Raw genomic sequence first — 18,763 nt, 5'->3', positions numbered from 1 at the left:
GAAGGGGTGGGCGAGCCCGCCACGCCCGCCCGGCCCCGCCGGATTCATTCACACATCCTGGGCGCGCGAACTGTCGTGCAGGGGCGCTAGCATCGGCGCCGGCATGCGCGCCGGGGCCGCGTGCCCTTCACACCGAGGACGATCCATGAAGCGACGAGGGATGGGGGCGCTGCTGGCCGGCGCGATCGTGACCGTGTTGAGTGCCTGTGGCGGCGGCGGAGGTGGAGGCGGTGGCGGCGCGCTGCCGCTGGCCCTGCCCGCCAGCAGTCCGGCGGCCCCGGCGTCCACGCCTGTCGCCCAGGCCGGCGATCCGGACATCGTCGACGTGGCCTCCGTGGCGGGCCGGTGCGCCAAGCCCCGCAGCGGCAGCGCCGACCTGGCCGGGACCCTGCTCGACGAGAAGCGCTGGGTGCGCTCCTGGATCAATGACACCTACCTCTGGTACGACGAGGTGCCCACCCTCTCGGCGGCGAACTATGCGACGCCCATCGACTACTTCGCGGTGCTCAAGACCTCGGCGATCACCGACAGCGGCAGGCCCAAGGACCGCTTCCACTTCACCTACGACACCGCCGCCTACCAGGGCCTGTCGAACAACGGCCAGGAGGTCGGCTACGGCATCCACTTCGCCTACCTCTCCAGCGTGCCGCCGCGGGACGTGCGCGTGGCCTACGTGGAGCCCAACTCGCCCGCCGCCGCGGCCGGCGTGACGCGCGGCATGCGCCTGCGCACCGTCGACGGCATCGACGTGACCAACGGCAGCAACGTGGATGGCCTCAACGCCGGGCTGGCGCCCCAGAAGGCAGGCGACGTGCACCAGCTGGGCCTGCGCACCCTGGCCGGTGGCGACGTCACGCTCAGCCTCACGGCCGCCGACATCGCCAGCAGCGCCGTGATGAACGTGAAGACCATCGCCACGGCCAGCGGCAACGTGGGTTATCTGCAGTTCAACCAGCACAGCGTGGCGGCCGAGGCGCAGCTGATGGACGCCATCGCCGGCCTGCGCGATGCCGCCGTGGCCGACGTGGTGCTGGACATGCGCTACAACGGCGGCGGTCTGCTGGGCATCGCCTCGGAGCTGGCCAGCATGATCGCGCCGACCGGCAGCACGGCGGGGCAGACCTTCGAGCGGCTGGTCTACAACCGCAAGAACCCCTTCGGCACGTCCGACGCCGCCAGCCGGGTGCCCTTCTATGCGACGGCGCAGTACGGCCCGCGTTCGGGCAGCCCGCTGCCGCGGCTGAACCTGCCGCGCGTGCTGGTGCTGGCCGGTGGCGATACCTGCTCGGCCAGCGAGTCCGTGGTCAACGGCCTGCGCGGCATCGGCGTGAACGTGGCGCTGGTGGGCGGCGCCACCTGTGGCAAGCCCTACGGCTTCTATCCGCAGGACAACTGCGGCACCACATACTTCGCCATCCAGTTCCAGGGCGTCAACGCCAAGGGCCAGGGCGACTACGCGGACGGCTTCGCGCCCACCTGCAGCGTGGCGGACGACTTCAGCCATGCGCTGGGCGACCCGGCGGAAGGGCGCCGGGCCGCGGCGCTGAGCCTGCGCCAGAACGGCGTGTGCCCCGCGCCCGCCACGCCGCTCGTGGCCAGCGCGCGCTCGGCCATCGCCGGCAGCGGCACCGGCCTGCCCGCCGATCAGGCCGTGCTGGGGCCGCGCGCGCCGTGGCTAGACAACCGGATCGTGCTGCCGGCGGACCGCGGGTTCTAGACAAACAGACGCCGATTGCAAGCAGCGGCAAGATCGAATGGCCGCGGAGCAGGCCATGCCAGTGCACCCGCGGAACCGGCTTTGCCGGGCCGGGGGGTGCGCCCCCCTCCAAGCCGAAGGCGCGAGGGAGGGGGGAGCCGCGAAGCGGCATGGGGGGTGCCCGCTTATCGCACGCTGGCGATGACCCGCACCACTTCCTCGCCGTAGGCCTCCAGCTTCTTCGCGCCGAGGCCGCTGACGCCTTCCAGGTCTTCCAGCGAGCCGGGCGCGCGCTCGGCGATGGCGGCGAGGGTGGCGTCGTGGAAGATGACGTAGGCCGGCAGGTTGTGGGCCTTGGCCACCTCGGCGCGCCAGGCCTTGAGGGCCGCAAAGCGGGCCTGTCCCGCGGTGTCGAGCGCCGCCGCCGCCGCCGGTGCCGCGGCGCTGGTGCCGCCCGTGCGCTCGCGCCGGCTGCGGCGCGGGGCCGGCTGCGACACCGACTCGCGCAGCCGCACCGGCACCTCGCCGCGCAGCACCGCGCGCGAGCCGTCGGTGAGGCGCAGGGTGTTGAACTTCTCCGCGTCCACCTCCACCGCGCCGATGGCGATCAGCTGGCGCAGCACGCCGCGCAGCTGCGTCTCGCTGTACTCGGCGCCGATGCCGAAGGTGCTCACCCGTTCATGGAAGAACTGCTTGACCTTGTCGGTGGTCTTGCCGCGCAGGATGTCCATGATGTGGCCGGCGCCGAAGCCGATGCCGCTTTGCTGCTGCACCCGGTAGATGGTGGACAGCAGCTTGCGCGCGGCATCCGTGCCGTCCCACACGGCGGGCGGCGACAGGCAGTTGTCGCAGCTGCCGCAGTGCATGAGCGGCACGCGCTCCTCGCCCTCGGGCGCATCGGGCGGCATGCCGTAGGTCTCGTCGAAGTAGGCCAGCAGCCGCACGCGGCGGCAGTCGGTGGCCTCAGCCAGGGCCAGCAGGGCGTCGAGCTTGCCGCGCATGACCTGCTTGAATTCCTCGGCCGCCGGGCTCTCGTCGATCATGCGGCGCTGGTTGACCACGTCCTGCAGGCCATAGGCCATCCAGGCATCGGCGGGCAGGCCGTCGCGGCCGGCGCGGCCGGTCTCCTGGTAGTAGCCCTCGATGTTCTTGGGCAGGTCCAGGTGGGCGACGAAGCGCACGTCGGGCTTGTCGATGCCCATGCCGAAGGCGATGGTGGCCACCATCACGACGCCCTCCTCGCGCAGGAAGCGGTCCTGGTGGCGCTGGCGCACGGCGGCGTCCAGGCCGGCGTGGTAGGGCAGCGCGTTGATGCCGGCATCGGCCAGCATCTGCGCCACCTCCTCCACGCGCTTGCGCGACTGGCAGTAGACGACGCCGGCCTCGCCCTCGTGCTCGCGCTCGATGAAGCGCAGCAGCTGCGTGCTGGCGTCCTTCTTCTCGACGATGGCGTAGCGGATGTTGGGCCGGTCGAAGCTGCTGACGAACTGGCGCGCGTCCTGCAATTGCAGCCGCTCGACGATGTCGGCGCGGGTGAGCGCATCGGCCGTGGCGGTGAGCGCGATGCGCGGCACGGCCGGGTAGCGCTCGTGCAGCACGGCCAGCGCGCGGTACTCGGGCCGGAAGTCGTGGCCCCACTGGCTCACGCAATGCGCCTCGTCGATGGCGAATAGGGCCAGCTTGCCGCGCGCGGCCAGGCCATCCAGCAGCTCCAGGAAGCGCGGCGTGTTGACGCGCTCGGGCGCGGCGTAGAGCAGCGTGAGTTCGGCGCGGGCGGTGCGGCGCTCCACGTCCAGCGCCTCCTGCCAGTCCAGCGTCGAGTTGAGGAAGGCGGCGCTCACGCCGGCCTCGTGCAGGGCGCCGACCTGGTCGTGCATCAGCGCGATCAGCGGCGAGACCACGATGCTCACGCCCTGGCCGGCACGGGCGCGGGCGATGGCCGGGATCTGGTAGCACAGCGACTTGCCGCCGCCGGTGGGCATCAGCACCAGGGCGTCGCCGCCGGCCGTCACCTGGTCGACGATGGCCGCCTGCGGGCCGCGGAAGGCCTCGTAGCCGAAGACCTCGCGCAGGATGGCCAGGGGCGCGGCGCTGCCGGAGTCGATGGAGTGGGTGGAAGACACGGTCGGGGCGGGCGGTGGCGGCGGGCGGGCTGGCGGCTGGAAAACGGGGGGATGCCTCCGGTGGCGGACGCGAGCGGCGCGCCTCCCGCGCGCCGGGTGGGCATTGTCTCAGGCCGGCCGTGGCCCCGATGCGGATCGGTGAGTCCACGACCCGACGGGCCTTCGGGCTGCGTGAACCATCGACCGTTCGGGCTGAGCCTGTGGAAGCCGTTTGCACACGGCCTCACAGCCCTGGCACGCCTCCTGCAATCCGGATGGCGCTGGCACCCGCCGCTGCCTGTATAGACAACATTTTGGTGCGCGCCTTCGCCCGATGCACCGAAGCGGGACTTTCCTCCTGCGCTGCTCCTGCTCTCGATCAGGTGGCGCTGCGGGTTGTCCTGTATATACAGGTGTGGCAGGTCGCCTCAGACTGCGCCCGCTCCCGGCTGGCGAGGTCGCCCGCACCGATGTTCGTTGTTGTTCCGCCATTCACACCACAGGAGGGCCGCATGGCCAAGACCGTCTTCAAGATCGCATCGCTGGTGGCCGCGGCCGCCGCCCTCGCCTGCGCCGCAGGCCCCGCCGCCGCGCAGGAGACGAAGATCGCGCTCGGCATGTCCGGCTGGACGGGCTTCGCCCCGCTCACGCTGGCCGACAAGGCCGGCATCTTCAAGAAGAACGGCCTGGACGTGGAGATCAAGATGATCCCGCAGAAAGACCGCCACCTCGCCCTGGCCTCCGGCGCCATCCAGTGCGCCGCCACCACCGTGGAGACGCATGTGGCCTGGAACGCCAATGGCGTGCCCATCGTGCAGATCTTCCAGATGGACAAGTCCTACGGTGCCGACGGCATCGCGGTGCGGGGCGACATCAAGTCCTTCGCCGACCTCAAGGGCAAGACCATCGGCGTCGATGCGCCCGGCACCGCGCCCTACTTCGGCCTGGCCTGGATGCTGAGCAAGAACGGCATGACCTTGAAGGACGTGAAGACCGTGACGCTGGCGCCGCAGGCCGCCGCCCAGGCCTTCGTGGCCGGCCAGAACGACGCCGCCATGACCTACGAGCCCTACCTGTCGACGGTGCGCAACGCACCGCAGTCCGGCAAGATCCTCGCGACCACGCTGGACTACCCGATGGTGATGGACACCGTGGGCTGCGCCCCCACCTGGCTCAAGACCAACGCCAAGGCGGCGCAGGCGCTCACCGCGTCGTACTTCGAGGCGCTGGAGATGATCAAGGCCGAGCCCGCCAAGGCCAACGAGATCATGGGTTCCGCCGTCAAGCAGACCGGCGAGGCCTTCGCCAATTCGTCCAAGTACCTGCGCTGGCAGGACAAGGCCGCCAACCAGAAGTTCTTCTCCGGCGAGCTGGAGCAGTTCATGAAGGAGTCGGTGCCGATCCTGCTGGAGGCCGGCGTGATCCGCAAGGCGCCCGAGGACCTCAAGGCGACCTACGACGCGTCCTTCATCAAGTAAGCCACGAATCTTCCTACTGCGCGGGCTGATCTCGGGCCTGCGCTCCTCGCCGCACGAGAGTGCGGCTGCGGTGCTCGAGCCGACCTCAACCCGCTCGCTACGGAATCTTCATGACTTCCTCTGTTGTCGATATGGCAGTGAACACGCCGCCCTCACCGCGCCGCCGAGCGCGCGGCATGGTGCCGCTGGAGCCCGTGTCGCCACGCACGCGCTGGCTGCTGGGCGTGGCCTTCTTCGTGCTCTTCGTGGCGGTGTGGGCCTTCTTCACGCTGGGCGGCTACGTGTCGCCCACCTTCCTGGCCAGCCCGGTCACGATGGTGAAGGAGGCGGTGCTGCTGTTCACCGAGTACGGCTTCATCGGCGACATCGGCATGACGGTGTGGCGGGTGTTCGGTGGCTTCCTGCTGGCGGCCGTCATCGCGGTGCCGCTGGGCATCCTGATGGGGGCCTACAAGCCGGTGGAGGCCTTCCTGGAGCCCTTCGTCTCTTTTTGCCGCTACCTGCCGGCCTCGGCCTTCATTCCGCTTTTGATCCTGTGGGCGGGCATCGGCGAGGCGCAGAAGCTGCTGGTGATCTTCATCGGCTCGGTGTTCCAGATCATCCTGATGGTGGCGGTGACGGTGGGCAGCGCCCGCAAGGACCTGGTCGAGGCCGCCTACACGCTGGGCGCGGGCGGCGGCGGCATCGTGCGGCGGGTGCTCATCCCGGGCGCGGCGCCGGGCATCGCCGAGACGCTGCGCCTGGTGCTGGGCTGGGCCTGGACCTACGTGATCGTGGCCGAGCTCATTGGCTCGTCCTCGGGCATCGGCCACATGATCACTGACAGCCAGGCGCTGCTGAACACCGGGCAGATCATCTTCGGCATCATCGTCATCGGCCTGATCGGGCTGGTGTCGGACTTCCTGTTCAAGGCCGTCAACCGTCGGCTGTTCGCCTGGGCTTCGCTATGAGCGGCAACATGCAAGAAGCCGGCGTGCAGCTGGCCATCCGCGGCGTCTCGCGCACCTTCACCGGCGCGCGGGGGCAGTCCACGCAGGCGCTGCTGCCGGTGGACTTCGACGTGCGCGAGAACGACTTCGTCACCATCCTCGGACCCTCGGGCTGCGGCAAGTCGACGCTGCTGCGCATCGTGGCGGGGCTGGACTTTCCCACCAGTGGCCAGGTGCTGCTGGACGGCCGGCCGGTGACGGGGCCGGGCGCGGATCGGGGCATGGTGTTCCAGAGCTACACGCTCTTTCCGTGGCTGGACATCGAGCAGAACATCCGCTTCGGCCTGCGCGAGCGCGGCATGGCCGAGGCCGAGCAGAAGGAGCGCGCGGCCTACTTCATCGCCAAGGTGGGGTTGCGCGGCTTCGAGCGGCACTATCCCAAGCAGCTGTCGGGCGGCATGCAGCAGCGCACGGCCATCGCGCGTGCGCTGGCCAACGACCCCAAGATGCTGCTGATGGACGAGCCCTTCGGTGCGCTGGACAACCAGACGCGGGTGCTGATGCAGGAGCTGCTGCTGGGCATCTGGGAGGCCGAGCGCAAGACGGTGCTGTTCGTCACCCACGACATCGACGAGGCGATCTTCTTGGCCAACCGGGTGGCGGTGTTCAGCGCCCGGCCGGGCCGCATCAAGACCGAGATCGCGGTGGACCTGCCGCATCCGCGCCACTACACGCTCAAGACCACGCCGGAGTTCATGGAACTGAAGGCGCGGTTGACGGAAGAGATCCGGGCGGAGTCGATGGCGGCGGCGGAGCATTGAGCGATGGTGGTACGGCGCAGTCAGGGTGATGTCGGGGGCGGCGCGCGTAGCCTGGCCGCGCTGCTGCTGCTGCTTCGTCGCGCGCATGCTGTGATGGGGTTGGGTGGGGTCCTGACGGGTGCCTGGGGCGGCGCGCGGGGCCGGGGCCGGCTGCCGCGGGCTCATGGCGGGGTGGTCGGCTGCGCCGACTCCGCTGCGATGCTCGGCCGGGGCTCGCGTCGCAGAACTCGCTGCGCGCTGGCGCGCTCCGCTCAGACAACTGCGACGAGTCAGCGCACGAAGCACGCCTGTCCTTCGGCAGGCGCGCCTCGCCCCGGCCTGCGCTTCTCGCCACCCCGCAAATCGCCCGCGCCAGCCGGCCCCGGCCCCGCGCGCTGGGGACGCTGCGTCGGTATCGGGACCGGGGAACCGCACGCCCGGTTTTCTGACTGGGCTTCGGCTTCGGCTTCGGCTTCGGCTTCGGCTTCGGCTTCGGCTTCGGCTTCGGCCTGGCCTTGGGCTTTCTCTCCTCTCCCCTCTGGGGAGAGGTTGGGTGAGGGGCCGCCCCTTGCCTCATTGATGCCCGACACTCACCAGCGCCGCAGGCCCTCACCCCAGCCCTCTCCCAGAGGGAGAGGGAGCAACAGCCAGCCGCGGCTGGATCGGCGTGCACGACCGCACCACCGAAGCACCGCTGCCCACGGGCTGCCGGCTGCTCTGGCGCGCAAGCCCGAATGCGCCCGGATCAACCCGCAAGCTCGCTTAGAAGCAGAAGCGCAGACCGCACGCAACCCAGGAGGCCGACCATGACCACAGCCTCCAGAACCAAGCGCCAAGCCGAAGCTGCACCACGCAACGCGGCTCCCTCCCCCAACCCGTCCCTCGCCCTCTACGAGCAGGTCAAGGAACACATCGTCCGCCGCATCCAGAGTGGCGAATGGCCCGCCGGCCACCGCCTGCCGTCGGAACACGAGCTGGTCGCGCAGTTCGGCATCTCGCGCATGACCGCCAACCGCGCGCTGCGCGAGCTGGTGGACGAAGGCCGCGTCAAGCGCGTGGCCGGCGTGGGCAGCTTCGTCGCCGAGACCAAGCCGCAGTCCACCCTGCTGCAGATCGCCAACATCGCCAGCGAGATCCGCGGCCGCGGCCACGACTACGGCTTCGAACTGCTGGCGGCCGAGCGCATCGCCGCACCCGCCGACATCGCCGCCTGGCTGGACGTGCGCCTGGGCGAATCGCTCTTCCACTGCCTCTGCCTGCATCTGGAGAACGGCATCCCCGTGCAGCTGGAGGACCGCTGGGTCAGCCCGCGCATGGTGCCGGCCTTCCTCGACCAGGACTTCTCGCTGATGCCGCCCAGCGAATACCTGGTGCGCCACGTGCCCTTCGACCAGATCGAGCACCTGGTCGACGCCGTGCTGCCCTCGCCCGAGCAGGCCGCGCGCCTGGCCATGGACGCGGGCGAGCCCTGCCTGCTGCTCAGCCGCCGTACGTGGTCGCGCGGCACGCCCATCACGCTGGTGCGCTGCCTGCATCCGGCCTCGCGCTACCGGCTGGGCAGTCGCTTCCGCGCCGACGGCAATCCCGGCTGGGGCTGACGGCCCCGCGCTCCCGCTTCGCTTTCGCACGTCACAACCTGTATAGACAACTTGCCATGACCACCCTGCTGACCCTCCATCCCGGCCAGGTCGACCTGGCCAGCCTGCGCCGCATCCACCAGGGCGGCCTGACGCTCGCGCTGGACGAAGGCGTGCGCTCAGGCATGCAGGCCGCGCAGGACGCCGTGCAGCGCATCGTGGACCACGACGACGTGGTCTACGGCATCAACACCGGCTTCGGCAAGCTGGCCAGCACGATGATCGACCACGGTCACCTGGCCGAGCTGCAGCGCAACCTGGTGCTGTCGCACAGCGTGGGGACCGGCGAGCCGCTGGCGGCCGAGGTCGTGCGGCTGGTGATCGCCACCAAGGCCGTGAGCCTGGCGCGCGGGCATTCCGGCGTGCGGCCGGCGCTGGTCGACGCGCTGCTGGCCCTGTTCAATGCCGGCGTCACGCCGCTGATCCCGGCCAAGGGCTCGGTCGGCGCCTCGGGCGACCTGGCGCCGCTGGCGCACCTGGCCTGCGTGCTCATCGGCGAAGGCCAGGCGCGTCTCTTGGACGGCCGCGTCGTCGGCGGTGCGCAAGCCATGCGCAGCATCGGGCTCGAACCCTTCGTGCTCGGCCCCAAGGAGGGGCTGGCGCTGCTCAACGGCACGCAGGTCTCGACGGCACTGGCGCTGGCGGGGCTCTTCGGCGCGGAGAACGTGTTCGCCTCGGCCCTGATGTCGGGCGCGCTGTCGCTGGAGGCCATCCAGGGCTCGATCAAGCCCTTCGATGCCCGCATCCATGCCGCGCGCGGCCAGCCGGGACAGATCGCCGTGGCCGCCGCCGTGCGCACGCTGCTGGAGGGCAGCGACATCATTCCCAGCCATGCCGACTGCGGCCGGGTGCAGGACCCGTATTCCATCCGCTGCATCCCGCAGGTCATGGGCGCCTGCCTGGACAACCTGACGCATGCCGCCCGCGTGCTGGTGACCGAGGCCAATGCCGCCTCCGACAATCCGCTGGTCTTCTGCGACACCGGCGAGGTCATCTCCGGCGGCAACTTCCATGCAGAGCCGGTCGCCTTCGCGGCCGACATCATCGCGCTGGCCGTGGCCGAGATCGGCGCCATCGCCGAGCGCCGCATCGCGCTGCTGCTGGACTCGGGCCTCTCGGGCCTGCCGCCCTTCCTGGTGCGCGATGGCGGCCTCAACTCCGGCTTCATGATTGCGCAGGTCACGGCCGCGGCCCTGGCCTCGGAGAACAAGTCGCTCGCCCATCCCGCCAGTGTGGACAGCCTGCCCACCTCGGCCAACCAGGAGGACCATGTGTCCATGGCGACCTTCGCGGCGCGCCGGTTGGGCGAGATGGTCAACAACACTGCGGTGGTGATCGGTATCGAGGCCATGGCTGCCGCGCAAGGGATCGAACTGAAACGCAACGACACCACGCCACGCAGCTCGGTCGCCATCGAAGCCGAGATCGCCCGCATCCGCCGCCAGGTCGCCTTCGTCGAGCGCGACCGCTACCTGGCGCCCGACATCGAGGCCATGCGCGTCTGGGCGCTGGCCGCCGAACTGCCCGCCGAGCTGACCGGCCTGCTGCCCAGCCATGCCGCCTGAACCGAACGCCGACCCTTCAAGGAGCAACGCCATGAACGCCCCCGAGAACTTCATCGCCCCCGCCGCCGCCCTCGCCGATCCGCGGGTGGACCCCAGCCGCATCGTGCGCGCCCCGCGCGGCACCGACCTGTCGTGCAGGAACTGGCTGATCGAAGCCCCCTTCCGCATGCTGCAGAACAACCTCGACCCCGAGGTGGCCGAGAACCCGCAAGCCCTGGTGGTCTACGGTGGCATCGGCCGCGCCGCGCGCAACTGGGAATGCTTCGACGCCATCCTCGACTCACTCAAGGAGCTGGGCGAGGACGAGACGCTGCTGGTGCAGTCCGGCAAGCCGGTGGGCGTGTTCAAGACCCATGCGGACGCGCCGCGCGTGCTCATCGCCAACTCCAACCTGGTGCCCAAGTGGGGCCACTGGGAGCACTTCCACGAACTGGACCGCAAGGGCCTCTTCATGTACGGCCAGATGACCGCGGGCAGCTGGATCTACATCGGCAGCCAGGGCATTGTGCAGGGCACCTTCGAGACCTTCGTCGAGGCCGGGCGGCAGCACTATGGCAATGACCTGTCGGGTCGATGGATCCTCACCGCGGGCCTGGGCGGCATGGGCGGCGCACAGCCGCTGGCGGCCACGCTGGCGGGCGCCTGCTCGCTGACCGTCGAATGCCAGCAGAGCAGCATCGACTTCCGCCTGCGCACCCGCTACGTGGACAAGCAGGCGAAGGACATCGACGACGCCTTGGCTCTGATCGCGCACCACACCGCGAAGAAGGAGGCCGTCTCCATCGCCCTGCTCGGCAATGCGGCCGAGGTGCTGCCCGAGCTGGTGCGGCGCGCGAAGGCGTGCGGCCCCAAGCCCGACCTGGTCACCGACCAGACCTCGGCCCACGACCTGATCAACGGCTACCTGCCGGTGGGCTGGAGCGTGCCGCAGTGGCGTGCCGCGTCGCAGGACCCGGCGCAGCATGCGCAGCTCAAGCAGGCCGCCGCCGAAGGCTGTGCCGTGCATGTGCAAGCCATGCTGGACTTCCAGGCCATGGGCATCCCGACGGTGGACTACGGCAACAACATCCGCCAGGTCGCCTTCGACCAGGGCGTGAAGAACGCCTTCGACTTCCCCGGCTTCGTGCCCGCCTACATCCGCCCGCTGTTCTGCGAGGGCAAGGGCCCCTTCCGCTGGGTGGCGCTGTCGGGCGACCCGGAGGACATCTACAGGACCGACGCCAAGATCAAGGAGCTCTTCCCCGACAACAGGCACACCCACCGCTGGCTGGACATGGCGCGCGAGCGCATCGCCTTCCAGGGCCTGCCCGCGCGCATCTGCTGGCTGGGCCTGGGCGAGCGCCACATCGCCGGCCTGGCCTTCAACGAGATGGTGCGAAAGGGCGAGCTCAAGGCCCCCATCGTCATCGGCCGCGACCACTTGGACACCGGCTCGGTGGCCAGCCCCAACCGCGAGACCGAAGGCATGAAGGACGGCACCGATGCGGTGAGCGACTGGCCGCTGCTCAACGCGCTGCTCAACACCGCGGGCGGCGCCACCTGGGTCAGCCTGCATCATGGCGGCGGTGTCGGCATGGGCTATTCGCAGCATGCCGGCATGGTGATCGTGTGCGACGGCACCGAAGCCGCCGAGCGCCGCCTGGCCCGCGTGCTGGTCAACGACTGCGCCTCGGGCGTGATGCGCCATGCGGACGCCGGCTACGAGCTGGCGGTGGCCACCGCGAAGAAATTCGGGCTCAACCTGCCGATGGTGCGCTGAGCGGCTCGCGCGCTCCAGCGCGCGGGAAGAAAGAAGGCGCCACAAAAACCGCCACCCAGTCCCACCGCGTGGGACCGGGTGGTGCACATCGCGATGGCTTTTTTTGATACTGGACGCATGGCCTCGCCTGCGCCCCCCGTTGCTGCTGCTGCTGCCGCCGTCCCTGCCGCCGACCGCGTGCTGCAGGTGCTGGCCGTGCTGGCGCGGCAGGGCCGGCCGCTCACCGCGGCGGAGCTGATCGCCCACACCGGCCTGACGCGCAGCACCCTCTATCGGCAGTTGGCGCGGCTGCGCCGCTGGGGCTTCGTGATCGAGCGCGAAGGCAGCTACGCGCCCGGGCCGCTCAGCCTGCAGATGGCGCTGGGCTTCGACCTGGCGTCCGAGCTCATGCGCCAGGCCCGGCCCACCATGGAAGAGCTGGCCCACCAGTCCCACGAAAGCGTGGGCCTCATCGTCGCCGTCAACGACCAGGCCATCTGCCTGGACATGGTCGAGAGCCACCAGTCGCTGCGCTGCTCCTTCGAGAAGGGCCGCAGCGTGCCGCTGCGCGCGGGCGCCTCGGCCAAGTGCCTGCTGGCCCACCTGGCGCCCTCCGCGCGGGCCGCCGTGCTCGACGCGCAGTACGGCGCCGGCACCGCCGAACGCGCCGCGGCCGAAGCCGCGCTGGACACCATCCGCCAGACCGGTCATGCCCTGAGCGCCGGCGAAGTGGACGACGGCGTCTGGGGCTGCAGCGTGCCGCTGATGGGCGCCTCGCACCAGGCGGCCGGCGTGCTGACGCTGATGGCCCCGATCCTGCGTGCACGGCACCAGGAGGCCGCGCTCGTGCAGATGACCGTGGTGGCGGGCGCCCGCATCTCGCGGCGGCTGCTGCTGCATTGAGCGGGACCGCACCGCCAGCCAGCCCGCTCCCTTCTTTCTTGCGCCTTCCGTTCTTCTCCCTTCCAACGTTCCCGGAGTGATCCCATGATGTCCCGCCCCCTGCCCCGCCGCCTGCTGCTCGCCCTCGTCGGCACCCTCGCCCTGGCCGGCACCGCCGCCCATGCCGCCGAGCCGCTGCGCGTGGCCACCGATGCCACCTTCCCGCCGATGGAATACATCGAGAACGGCAAGCGCACCGGCTTCGACACCGAGATGGTCGAGGCCATCGGCAAGCAGCTGGGCCGGCCCGTCGAGTGGATCGACATCGACTTCAAGGGCCTGATCCCGGCCCTGGTCTCGCGCCGCGCCGACATGGCCGTCTCGGCCATCTACATCACCGACGAGCGCCGCAAGGTGGTCGACTTCACCGTGCCCTACTACGCCGGCGGCCTGGTGGTGATGACCAAGGCCGACAACACCACCGTCAGGTCGCCCGCCGACCTGGCCGGCCGCAAGGTGAGTGTGCAGGTGGGCACCAAGTCGGTGAGCTTCCTCAAGGAGAAGTACCCGCAGGCCCAGCTGCTCGAGGTCGAGAAGAACCAGGAGATGTTCAACCTGGTGGAAGTCGGCCGCACCGACGCCGCCGTCACCGGCAAGCCCGCCGCCTACCAGTACGTGCGCACCCGGCCGGGCCTGAAGGTGATGCCCGAGCAGCTGACCACCGAGGAATACGGCATGGCCATCCGCAAGGACACGCCCGAGCTCACGAAGGCCGTGAACGACGCGCTCGCCAGGATGAAGGCCGATGGCTCTTATGCCGCCATCGTCCAGAAGTGGTTCCCTGCGTCGAAGTAATGCACGGCTGACCCCAGGACGCAATGATGGATCTGGACTTCTCGCCGGTCTGGGCCGGATGGCCCGACCTGCTGCGCGGCACGTTGGTGACGGTGGAGATCACCGCCTGCGCGCTGCTGCTGGGCTGCGTGCTGGGCCTGGCGGTGGGCATCGGCCGGCTGCGGCCGCAGCGCCGCTGGCTCTACAGCGTGTGCACCGCCTATGTGGCCGTGATCCGCGGCACGCCGCTGCTGGTGCAGCTGTTCATCCTGTTCTTCGGGCTGCCGCATTTCGGGCTGCTGTTGCCGGCCTTCCTGTGCGGCGTGCTGGGCCTGGGCGTGTACAGCGGCGCCTATGTGTCGGAGATCGTGCGCGGTGCCATCCAGTCCATCGACCGCGGCCAGACCATGGCCGCCCAGTCCCTGGGCATGACGCCGGGCCAGGCCATGCGCCACATCATCCTGCCGCAGGCGGTGGTGCGCATGATCCCGCCGCTGGGCAACGAGTTCATCGCGCTCATCAAGAACTCGGCCCTGGTCTCGCTGCTGACCATCCACGACGTGATGCACGAGGGCCAGAAGATCATCAGCGTGTCCTACCGCTCGCTGGAGGTGTACCTGGCCATCGCGGCCGTGTACTTCGCCCTCACCGGCACGGTGACGCTGGTGCTGCGCCACTTCGAACGCCGGCTGCGTCAAGGCGGCCTGGTGCATTGAAGTGACACCCGCCCACGGAGACATCGCCATGAAGACCCTGCACCGCTTCGACCTCGACCGGCTCCCGGCGACGCCCTGGAAGAACGGCGGCGGCCGCACGCGCGAGATCGCCTGCTGGCCGCCCGGCGCCGGGCTGGAGGACTTCGGCTGGCGCTGCTCGGTGGCCAGCATCGAGTCCGACGGGCCCTTCTCCGCCTTCGCGGGCGTGGACCGGCAGATCCTGCTGCTGGCCGGCGACGGCGTGCAACTGCAGGGCGAGGGCCTCGACCACCGGCTCGATGTGCCGCTGCAGCCCTTCGCCTTTGCGGGCGAGGCGGCCCTCCGCTGCACCCGGCTGGGCGGGGCGTCGACCGACTTCAACGTGATGACGCGGCGCGGCCGCGTCCGTGCCGAAGTCGCGGTGCATGCGCAGGCCGTGCGCCTGGCCGGCTCGCCGCACGGGCTGCTGCTGGCCGTCTCGGGCACCTGGCGCACCGGCGCTGCCGCGCCGCTGGCGCCCTGCCAGGGCCTGTGGTGGGCCGATGCGATCGGGCCCGCAGAGGCGGTGCCGCAGGACGACGGCGGCGACGCCCGTCTGATCACCGTGCGTCTGTTGCCAGACTGAGCGCCCGAAGCCCCGACCCGCCGTGAACGCCACCGCCCCGCTCGCCGACCACGTCCTACAGGACGGCGGCCGACCCGGCCGGTCATCGCCATCCTTGTCCATCCCCTGCGGAGATTTCCGGTGACCGCCCTGCCCTTCTCCCAATGCCCCAGCGCCGACGGCCTGTGGACCGGCATGCGCGGCAGCGACGGCCAGCCGCTGGCGCTGACCGTGGCCGACGGCCGCATCGCCTGGCTGGGCGCGCCCCATGCGCTGCCGTCCGGCGCGGACGCCCTGCCCCGCCACGACGGCTGCGGCGCGCTCATCACGCCCGGCCTCATCGACTGCCACACGCACCTGGTCTACGGCGGCCAGCGGGCCAACGAATTCGCCATGCGCCTGGCCGGCGCCAGCTACGAAGAGGTGGCGCGCGCCGGTGGCGGCATCGTCTCCACGGTGCGGGCCACGCGTGAGGCCAGCGAGGACGCGCTGTTCGAATCCGCCAGCGCCCGCCTTGCGTCGTTGCTGGCCGAGGGCGTGTGCGCCATCGAGATCAAGTCCGGCTACGGCCTCGCCTTGGAGCACGAGCGCAAGCAGCTGCGCGTGGCCCGCCGCCTGGCCGCCGCCCATGGCGTGACGGTGCGCACCACCTTCCTCGGCGCCCACGCGCTGCCGCCCGAATACGCGGGCCGCAGCAGCGACTACATCGACCTCGTCTGCCGCGAGATGCTGCCCGCGCTGCATGCCGAAGGCCTGGTGGACGCGGTGGACGTGTTCTGCGAGCGCATCGCCTTCTCGCTCGAAGAGACCGAGCGCGTGTTCCAGGCCGCAAAGGCGCTGGGCCTGCCGGTCAAGCTGCATGCTGAGCAGCTCAGCGATATGGGCGGCGCGTCCCTGGCGGCACGCTACGGCGCCCTCTCCTGCGACCACATCGAGCACCTGTCGCCCGCCGGCATCGCGGCCATGGCGCAGGCCGGCACCGTGGCCGTGCTGCTGCCCGGCGCCTACTACACGCTGCGCGACACGCAGCTGCCGCCCATCGCCGGCCTGCGCGCGGCCGGCGTGCCCATGGCCGTCTCTACCGACCACAACCCGGGCACCTCGCCCTGCCTGAGCCTGCTCCTGATGATGAACATGGCCTGCACCCTGTTCCGCCTGACGGTGCCCGAGGCGCTGGCGGGCGTCACCACCCATGCCGCGCGGGCGCTGGGCATTTCGGCCACGCATGGCGAACTGGCCGTCGGCCGCGCCGCCGACTTCGTGCTGTGGAACGTGCAGGAGGCCGCCGAGCTGGCCTACTGGTTCGGCCAGCGGCCCGTGCGTTGCGTCATCCGCCAGGGCAGGATCGCGGAGGGCGCGCTTTGAGCGCCGGGAGCCTCTTCGCCGATCACGCCCTGCTGCCTGGCGGCTGGGCGCGCGACGTGCGCCTGGACTGGGACGCCGCCGGCCGCCTCACCGCCGTCCAGCCCGGCGCCTCCGCCGAGCCCGGCATGCCGCGTGCCGAAGGCCCGCTGTTGCCCGGCATGCCCAACCTGCATTCGCATGCCTTCCAGCGCGGCATGGCGGGCCTGACCGAGTACCGCGCCGAGGCGCAGGACAGCTTCTGGAGCTGGCGCAGCCTCATGTACCGCTTCGCGCTGCGGCTGAGCCCTTCGCAGCTGGAAGCCATCGCCTTCGGCCTCTACGTCGACATGCTGGAGGCCGGCTACACGGCGGTGTGCGAGTTCCACTACGTGCACCACGACACCGACGGCCATCCCTACGCCGACGATGCCGAGCTGGCCCGCGCCCTGCTGCGCGCCGCCGAGCGTGCGGGCATCGGCCTGACGCTGCTGCCGGTGCTCTACCAGACCAGCGGCTTCGGCGGCGCCGCGCCGGCCGAAGGCCAGCGCCGGTTCATCCGCAGCACCGCGTCGATGCTGCGGCTGCTCGAAACGCTGCGTCCGGCTTGTGAAGCCCAGGGCGCGCGCCTGGGCCTGGCGCCGCATTCGCTGCGCGCCGTGCCGCCCGAGGCGCTGCGCGACGCGCTGGCCGGCCTGGCCGCGCAGGACGCGACCGCGCCCATCCACATCCACATCGCCGAGCAGACCAAGGAGGTGGAGGACTGCGTCGCCTGGAGCGGCCAGCGCCCCGTCGCCTGGCTTCTGGACCATGCGCCGGTCGATGCCCGCTGGTGCCTGGTGCATGCCACGCACATGGACGCCGACGAATACCGTCGCGCCGCCGCCACCGGCGCGGTGGCGGGCCTGTGCCCCACCACCGAGGCCAACCTGGGCGACGGCCTGTTCGACCTGCCGCGGTGGACCGCCGGTGGCGGCGACGGAGAACCGGACCCCGCTGCCCGGCAGGGTGCGTCCTCGACGGCCTCCGGCGCCGGCAGGCGGCCCGGCGGCGGCGCCTGGGGCATCGGCTCCGACAGCCATGCCTGCGTCGATGCGGCGGAGGAGCTGCTGATGCTGGAGTACGGCCAGCGCCTGCTGCGCCGCCAGCGCAACGTGGCCGCCACCGCGGCGCAGCCCGATGTGGCCACCGCCCTATGGCTGTCGGGCGTGGGCGGCGGCGCACAGGCGTCGGGCCGCGCGCTCGGTGGCCTGGCCGTGGGCCAGCAGGCGGACATGCTCGTGCTCGACGCGGCCCATCCGGTGCTGGCCGGGCTGGAGGCGCCGCAGATGCTGTCGGCCCATGTCTTCGCCGCCGCCCGCCAGCGCCCGCTCGCGCAGGCGTACGTGGCCGGCCGCAAGACGGTCGATGCCGGCCGCCATCCGCTGCGCGCCGAGGCCCAGCGGGCGTTCGTCCAGGCCCGGCGCGAACTGCTGGCCGGTGGGGCCTGAGCGCCGGCTCTGCCGCACCGGAGCTCGGCCCATGAGCGCGCCCGAACCCCTTTCCTTTTCGGTGCCGTGCCCCCGCGCCAGCGCGGGCGCACGGCCGCCTTCACACTCGCTTCTGCCATGACCGCCTTCACCACCACCGAACCCCCCTTCCGCTTCCGCCAGGGCACGCGGCCGCTGCTGATCTCCATGCCGCACGTCGGCACGCATGTGCCGCCCGCGTTGGCGGCGCGCCTGACCGATGAGGCCCGCCAGGTGCCCGACACCGACTGGCACCTGGAGCGCCTTTACGACTTCGCCGACGAACTCGGCGCTTCGGTCCTGGTGGCGACGCATTCGCGCTATGTGATCGACCTGAACCGGCCGCCGGACGGCGCCAGCCTGTACCCGGGCCAGAGCGTGACGGGCCTGTGCCCCGTCGACACCTTCGACGACACGCCGCTGTACGCGGACCCGGCCGACCAGCCCACCGAGGCCGAGATCGCCGCCCGCCGCGAGGCGATCTGGGTGCCCTACCACGCCAAGCTGGCCGAGGAACTCGAGCGCATCCGCGCCGCCCATGGCATCGCCATGCTGTGGGACGCGCATTCCATCCGCTCCGTGCTGCCGCGCTTCTTCGAGGGCACTCTGCCCGACCTGAACCTGGGTACCGCCCAGGGCGCGGCCTGCGACCCGCAACTGGCCGCGCAACTGCTGGCCATCGCCCGCGCCGACACGGCGCACACCAGCGTGCTCAATGGCCGTTTCACCGGGGGCTACATCACCCGCCACCACGGCCAGCCGGCACGCGGCGTGCATGCGGTGCAGCTCGAAATGACCCAGAGCAGCTACATGCAGGAACAGCTTCCCTTCGACTACCTCCCCGGCGTGGCCGCGCGCGTGCAGCCCACCGTGCGCCGCATGCTGGAGGCCATGCTGGCCTTTGCCGACGGAGCGCGCGCATGAGCGGCCATCCGGCGGCCTCGCAGGGCACGC

Annotated in this window: 15 protein-coding genes; 14 read left to right on the top strand and 1 reads right to left on the bottom strand. The window is 71.0% G+C overall.

Annotation, left to right across the window (positions count from 1 at the left end; all coding sequences use genetic code 11):
• The first annotated feature begins 145 nt into the window (after positions 1-145).
• On the top strand, positions 146-1,717 hold the full coding sequence (locus ABIC63_RS06070; protein ID WP_354319071.1) for a S41 family peptidase: 1,572 nt from the start codon (positions 146-148) through the stop codon (positions 1,715-1,717).
• Between the two features lie 164 nt (positions 1,718-1,881).
• Here ABIC63_RS06070 and recQ read toward each other — a convergent pair whose 3' ends face one another.
• Complete coding sequence (recQ, locus tag ABIC63_RS06065) at positions 1,882-3,819, bottom strand: DNA helicase RecQ (RefSeq protein ID WP_354319070.1); 1,938 nt, start codon at positions 3,817-3,819, stop codon at positions 1,882-1,884.
• A 491-nt stretch (positions 3,820-4,310) separates the two neighbouring features.
• On the opposite strand from recQ, the gene ABIC63_RS06060 reads away from it, so the two are divergent.
• The 13 genes from ABIC63_RS06060 to hutG all read left to right on the top strand — a co-directional run bounded on the left by ABIC63_RS06060 (position 4,311) and on the right by hutG (position 18,733).
• Positions 4,311-5,276: an ABC transporter substrate-binding protein gene (locus ABIC63_RS06060; protein ID WP_354319069.1), complete on the top strand. Its 966-nt coding sequence runs from the start codon at positions 4,311-4,313 to the stop codon at positions 5,274-5,276.
• A 110-nt stretch (positions 5,277-5,386) separates the two neighbouring features.
• Positions 5,387-6,226, top strand: coding sequence for an ABC transporter permease (locus tag ABIC63_RS06055; RefSeq protein WP_354319068.1), 840 nt, complete (start codon positions 5,387-5,389; stop codon positions 6,224-6,226).
• An 8-nt stretch (positions 6,227-6,234) separates the two neighbouring features.
• Positions 6,235-7,026, top strand: coding sequence for an ABC transporter ATP-binding protein (locus ABIC63_RS06050; RefSeq protein ID WP_354319067.1), 792 nt, complete (start codon positions 6,235-6,237; stop codon positions 7,024-7,026).
• A gap of 785 nt (positions 7,027-7,811) precedes the next feature.
• The gene (gene hutC / locus ABIC63_RS06045; RefSeq protein WP_294366329.1) at positions 7,812-8,603 is read left to right on the top strand and encodes a histidine utilization transcriptional repressor HutC; all 792 of its coding nucleotides are present in this window, start codon (positions 7,812-7,814) and stop codon (positions 8,601-8,603) included.
• A gap of 56 nt (positions 8,604-8,659) precedes the next feature.
• A complete protein-coding gene (gene hutH, locus ABIC63_RS06040) occupies positions 8,660-10,207 on the top strand; it encodes a histidine ammonia-lyase (RefSeq protein ID WP_354319066.1) in 1,548 nt (515 codons plus the stop codon).
• 31 nt (positions 10,208-10,238) lie between these two features.
• Positions 10,239-11,966 (top strand): urocanate hydratase, encoded by a 1,728-nt coding sequence (gene hutU / locus ABIC63_RS06035; RefSeq protein WP_354319065.1) that lies wholly within the window; start codon positions 10,239-10,241, stop codon positions 11,964-11,966.
• A gap of 117 nt (positions 11,967-12,083) precedes the next feature.
• Positions 12,084-12,848 (top strand): IclR family transcriptional regulator, encoded by a 765-nt coding sequence (locus ABIC63_RS06030; protein ID WP_354319064.1) that lies wholly within the window; start codon positions 12,084-12,086, stop codon positions 12,846-12,848.
• An 84-nt stretch (positions 12,849-12,932) separates the two neighbouring features.
• Complete coding sequence (locus tag ABIC63_RS06025; protein ID WP_294366337.1) at positions 12,933-13,682, top strand: transporter substrate-binding domain-containing protein; 750 nt, start codon at positions 12,933-12,935, stop codon at positions 13,680-13,682.
• A 26-nt stretch (positions 13,683-13,708) separates the two neighbouring features.
• Positions 13,709-14,377 (top strand): amino acid ABC transporter permease, encoded by a 669-nt coding sequence (locus tag ABIC63_RS06020; protein ID WP_294366338.1) that lies wholly within the window; start codon positions 13,709-13,711, stop codon positions 14,375-14,377.
• A 28-nt stretch (positions 14,378-14,405) separates the two neighbouring features.
• Positions 14,406-14,981 carry a HutD/Ves family protein gene (locus ABIC63_RS06015; RefSeq protein ID WP_354319063.1) on the top strand — a complete coding sequence of 192 codons (576 nt, stop codon included), beginning with the start codon at positions 14,406-14,408 and terminating at the stop codon, positions 14,979-14,981.
• Between the two features lie 174 nt (positions 14,982-15,155).
• Positions 15,156-16,325 carry an imidazolonepropionase gene (gene hutI, locus ABIC63_RS06010; RefSeq protein ID WP_502935854.1) on the top strand — a complete coding sequence of 390 codons (1,170 nt, stop codon included), beginning with the start codon at positions 15,156-15,158 and terminating at the stop codon, positions 16,323-16,325.
• The gene (locus ABIC63_RS06005) at positions 16,322-17,791 is read left to right on the top strand and encodes a formimidoylglutamate deiminase (protein ID WP_354319061.1); all 1,470 of its coding nucleotides are present in this window, start codon (positions 16,322-16,324) and stop codon (positions 17,789-17,791) included. Before hutI ends, ABIC63_RS06005 begins: the two co-directional genes overlap by 4 nt.
• A gap of 117 nt (positions 17,792-17,908) precedes the next feature.
• Positions 17,909-18,733: an N-formylglutamate deformylase gene (hutG, locus tag ABIC63_RS06000; RefSeq protein WP_354319060.1), complete on the top strand. Its 825-nt coding sequence runs from the start codon at positions 17,909-17,911 to the stop codon at positions 18,731-18,733.
• Positions 18,734-18,763: the final 30 nt, after the last annotated feature.

This window comes from Pseudacidovorax sp. 1753, assembly GCF_040544975.1.
In the GTDB taxonomy this organism is placed as follows: domain Bacteria; phylum Pseudomonadota; class Gammaproteobacteria; order Burkholderiales; family Burkholderiaceae_C; genus Xenophilus.
The sequence above is the reverse complement of the archived record's forward strand: the minus strand, read 5'-3'. Positions and strand labels throughout refer to the sequence as shown.

Excerpts from the sequence above, each read along its gene's own strand:
- ABIC63_RS06070 (WP_354319071.1), top strand. The coding sequence starts at position 146 with ATGAAGCGACGAGGGATGGGGGCGCTGCTGGCCGGCGCGATCGTGACC.
- ABIC63_RS06060 (WP_354319069.1), top strand. The coding sequence starts at position 4,311 with ATGGCCAAGACCGTCTTCAAGATCGCATCGCTGGTGGCCGCGGCCGCC.
- ABIC63_RS06055 (WP_354319068.1), top strand. The coding sequence starts at position 5,387 with ATGACTTCCTCTGTTGTCGATATGGCAGTGAACACGCCGCCCTCACCG.
- ABIC63_RS06050 (WP_354319067.1), top strand. The coding sequence starts at position 6,235 with ATGCAAGAAGCCGGCGTGCAGCTGGCCATCCGCGGCGTCTCGCGCACC.
- hutC (WP_294366329.1), top strand. The coding sequence starts at position 7,812 with ATGACCACAGCCTCCAGAACCAAGCGCCAAGCCGAAGCTGCACCACGC.
- hutH (WP_354319066.1), top strand. The coding sequence starts at position 8,660 with ATGACCACCCTGCTGACCCTCCATCCCGGCCAGGTCGACCTGGCCAGC.
- hutU (WP_354319065.1), top strand. The coding sequence starts at position 10,239 with ATGAACGCCCCCGAGAACTTCATCGCCCCCGCCGCCGCCCTCGCCGAT.
- ABIC63_RS06030 (WP_354319064.1), top strand. The coding sequence starts at position 12,084 with ATGGCCTCGCCTGCGCCCCCCGTTGCTGCTGCTGCTGCCGCCGTCCCT.
- ABIC63_RS06025 (WP_294366337.1), top strand. The coding sequence starts at position 12,933 with ATGATGTCCCGCCCCCTGCCCCGCCGCCTGCTGCTCGCCCTCGTCGGC.
- ABIC63_RS06020 (WP_294366338.1), top strand. The coding sequence starts at position 13,709 with ATGGATCTGGACTTCTCGCCGGTCTGGGCCGGATGGCCCGACCTGCTG.
- ABIC63_RS06015 (WP_354319063.1), top strand. The coding sequence starts at position 14,406 with ATGAAGACCCTGCACCGCTTCGACCTCGACCGGCTCCCGGCGACGCCC.
- hutI (WP_502935854.1), top strand. The coding sequence starts at position 15,156 with ATGCGCGGCAGCGACGGCCAGCCGCTGGCGCTGACCGTGGCCGACGGC.
- hutG (WP_354319060.1), top strand. The coding sequence starts at position 17,909 with ATGACCGCCTTCACCACCACCGAACCCCCCTTCCGCTTCCGCCAGGGC.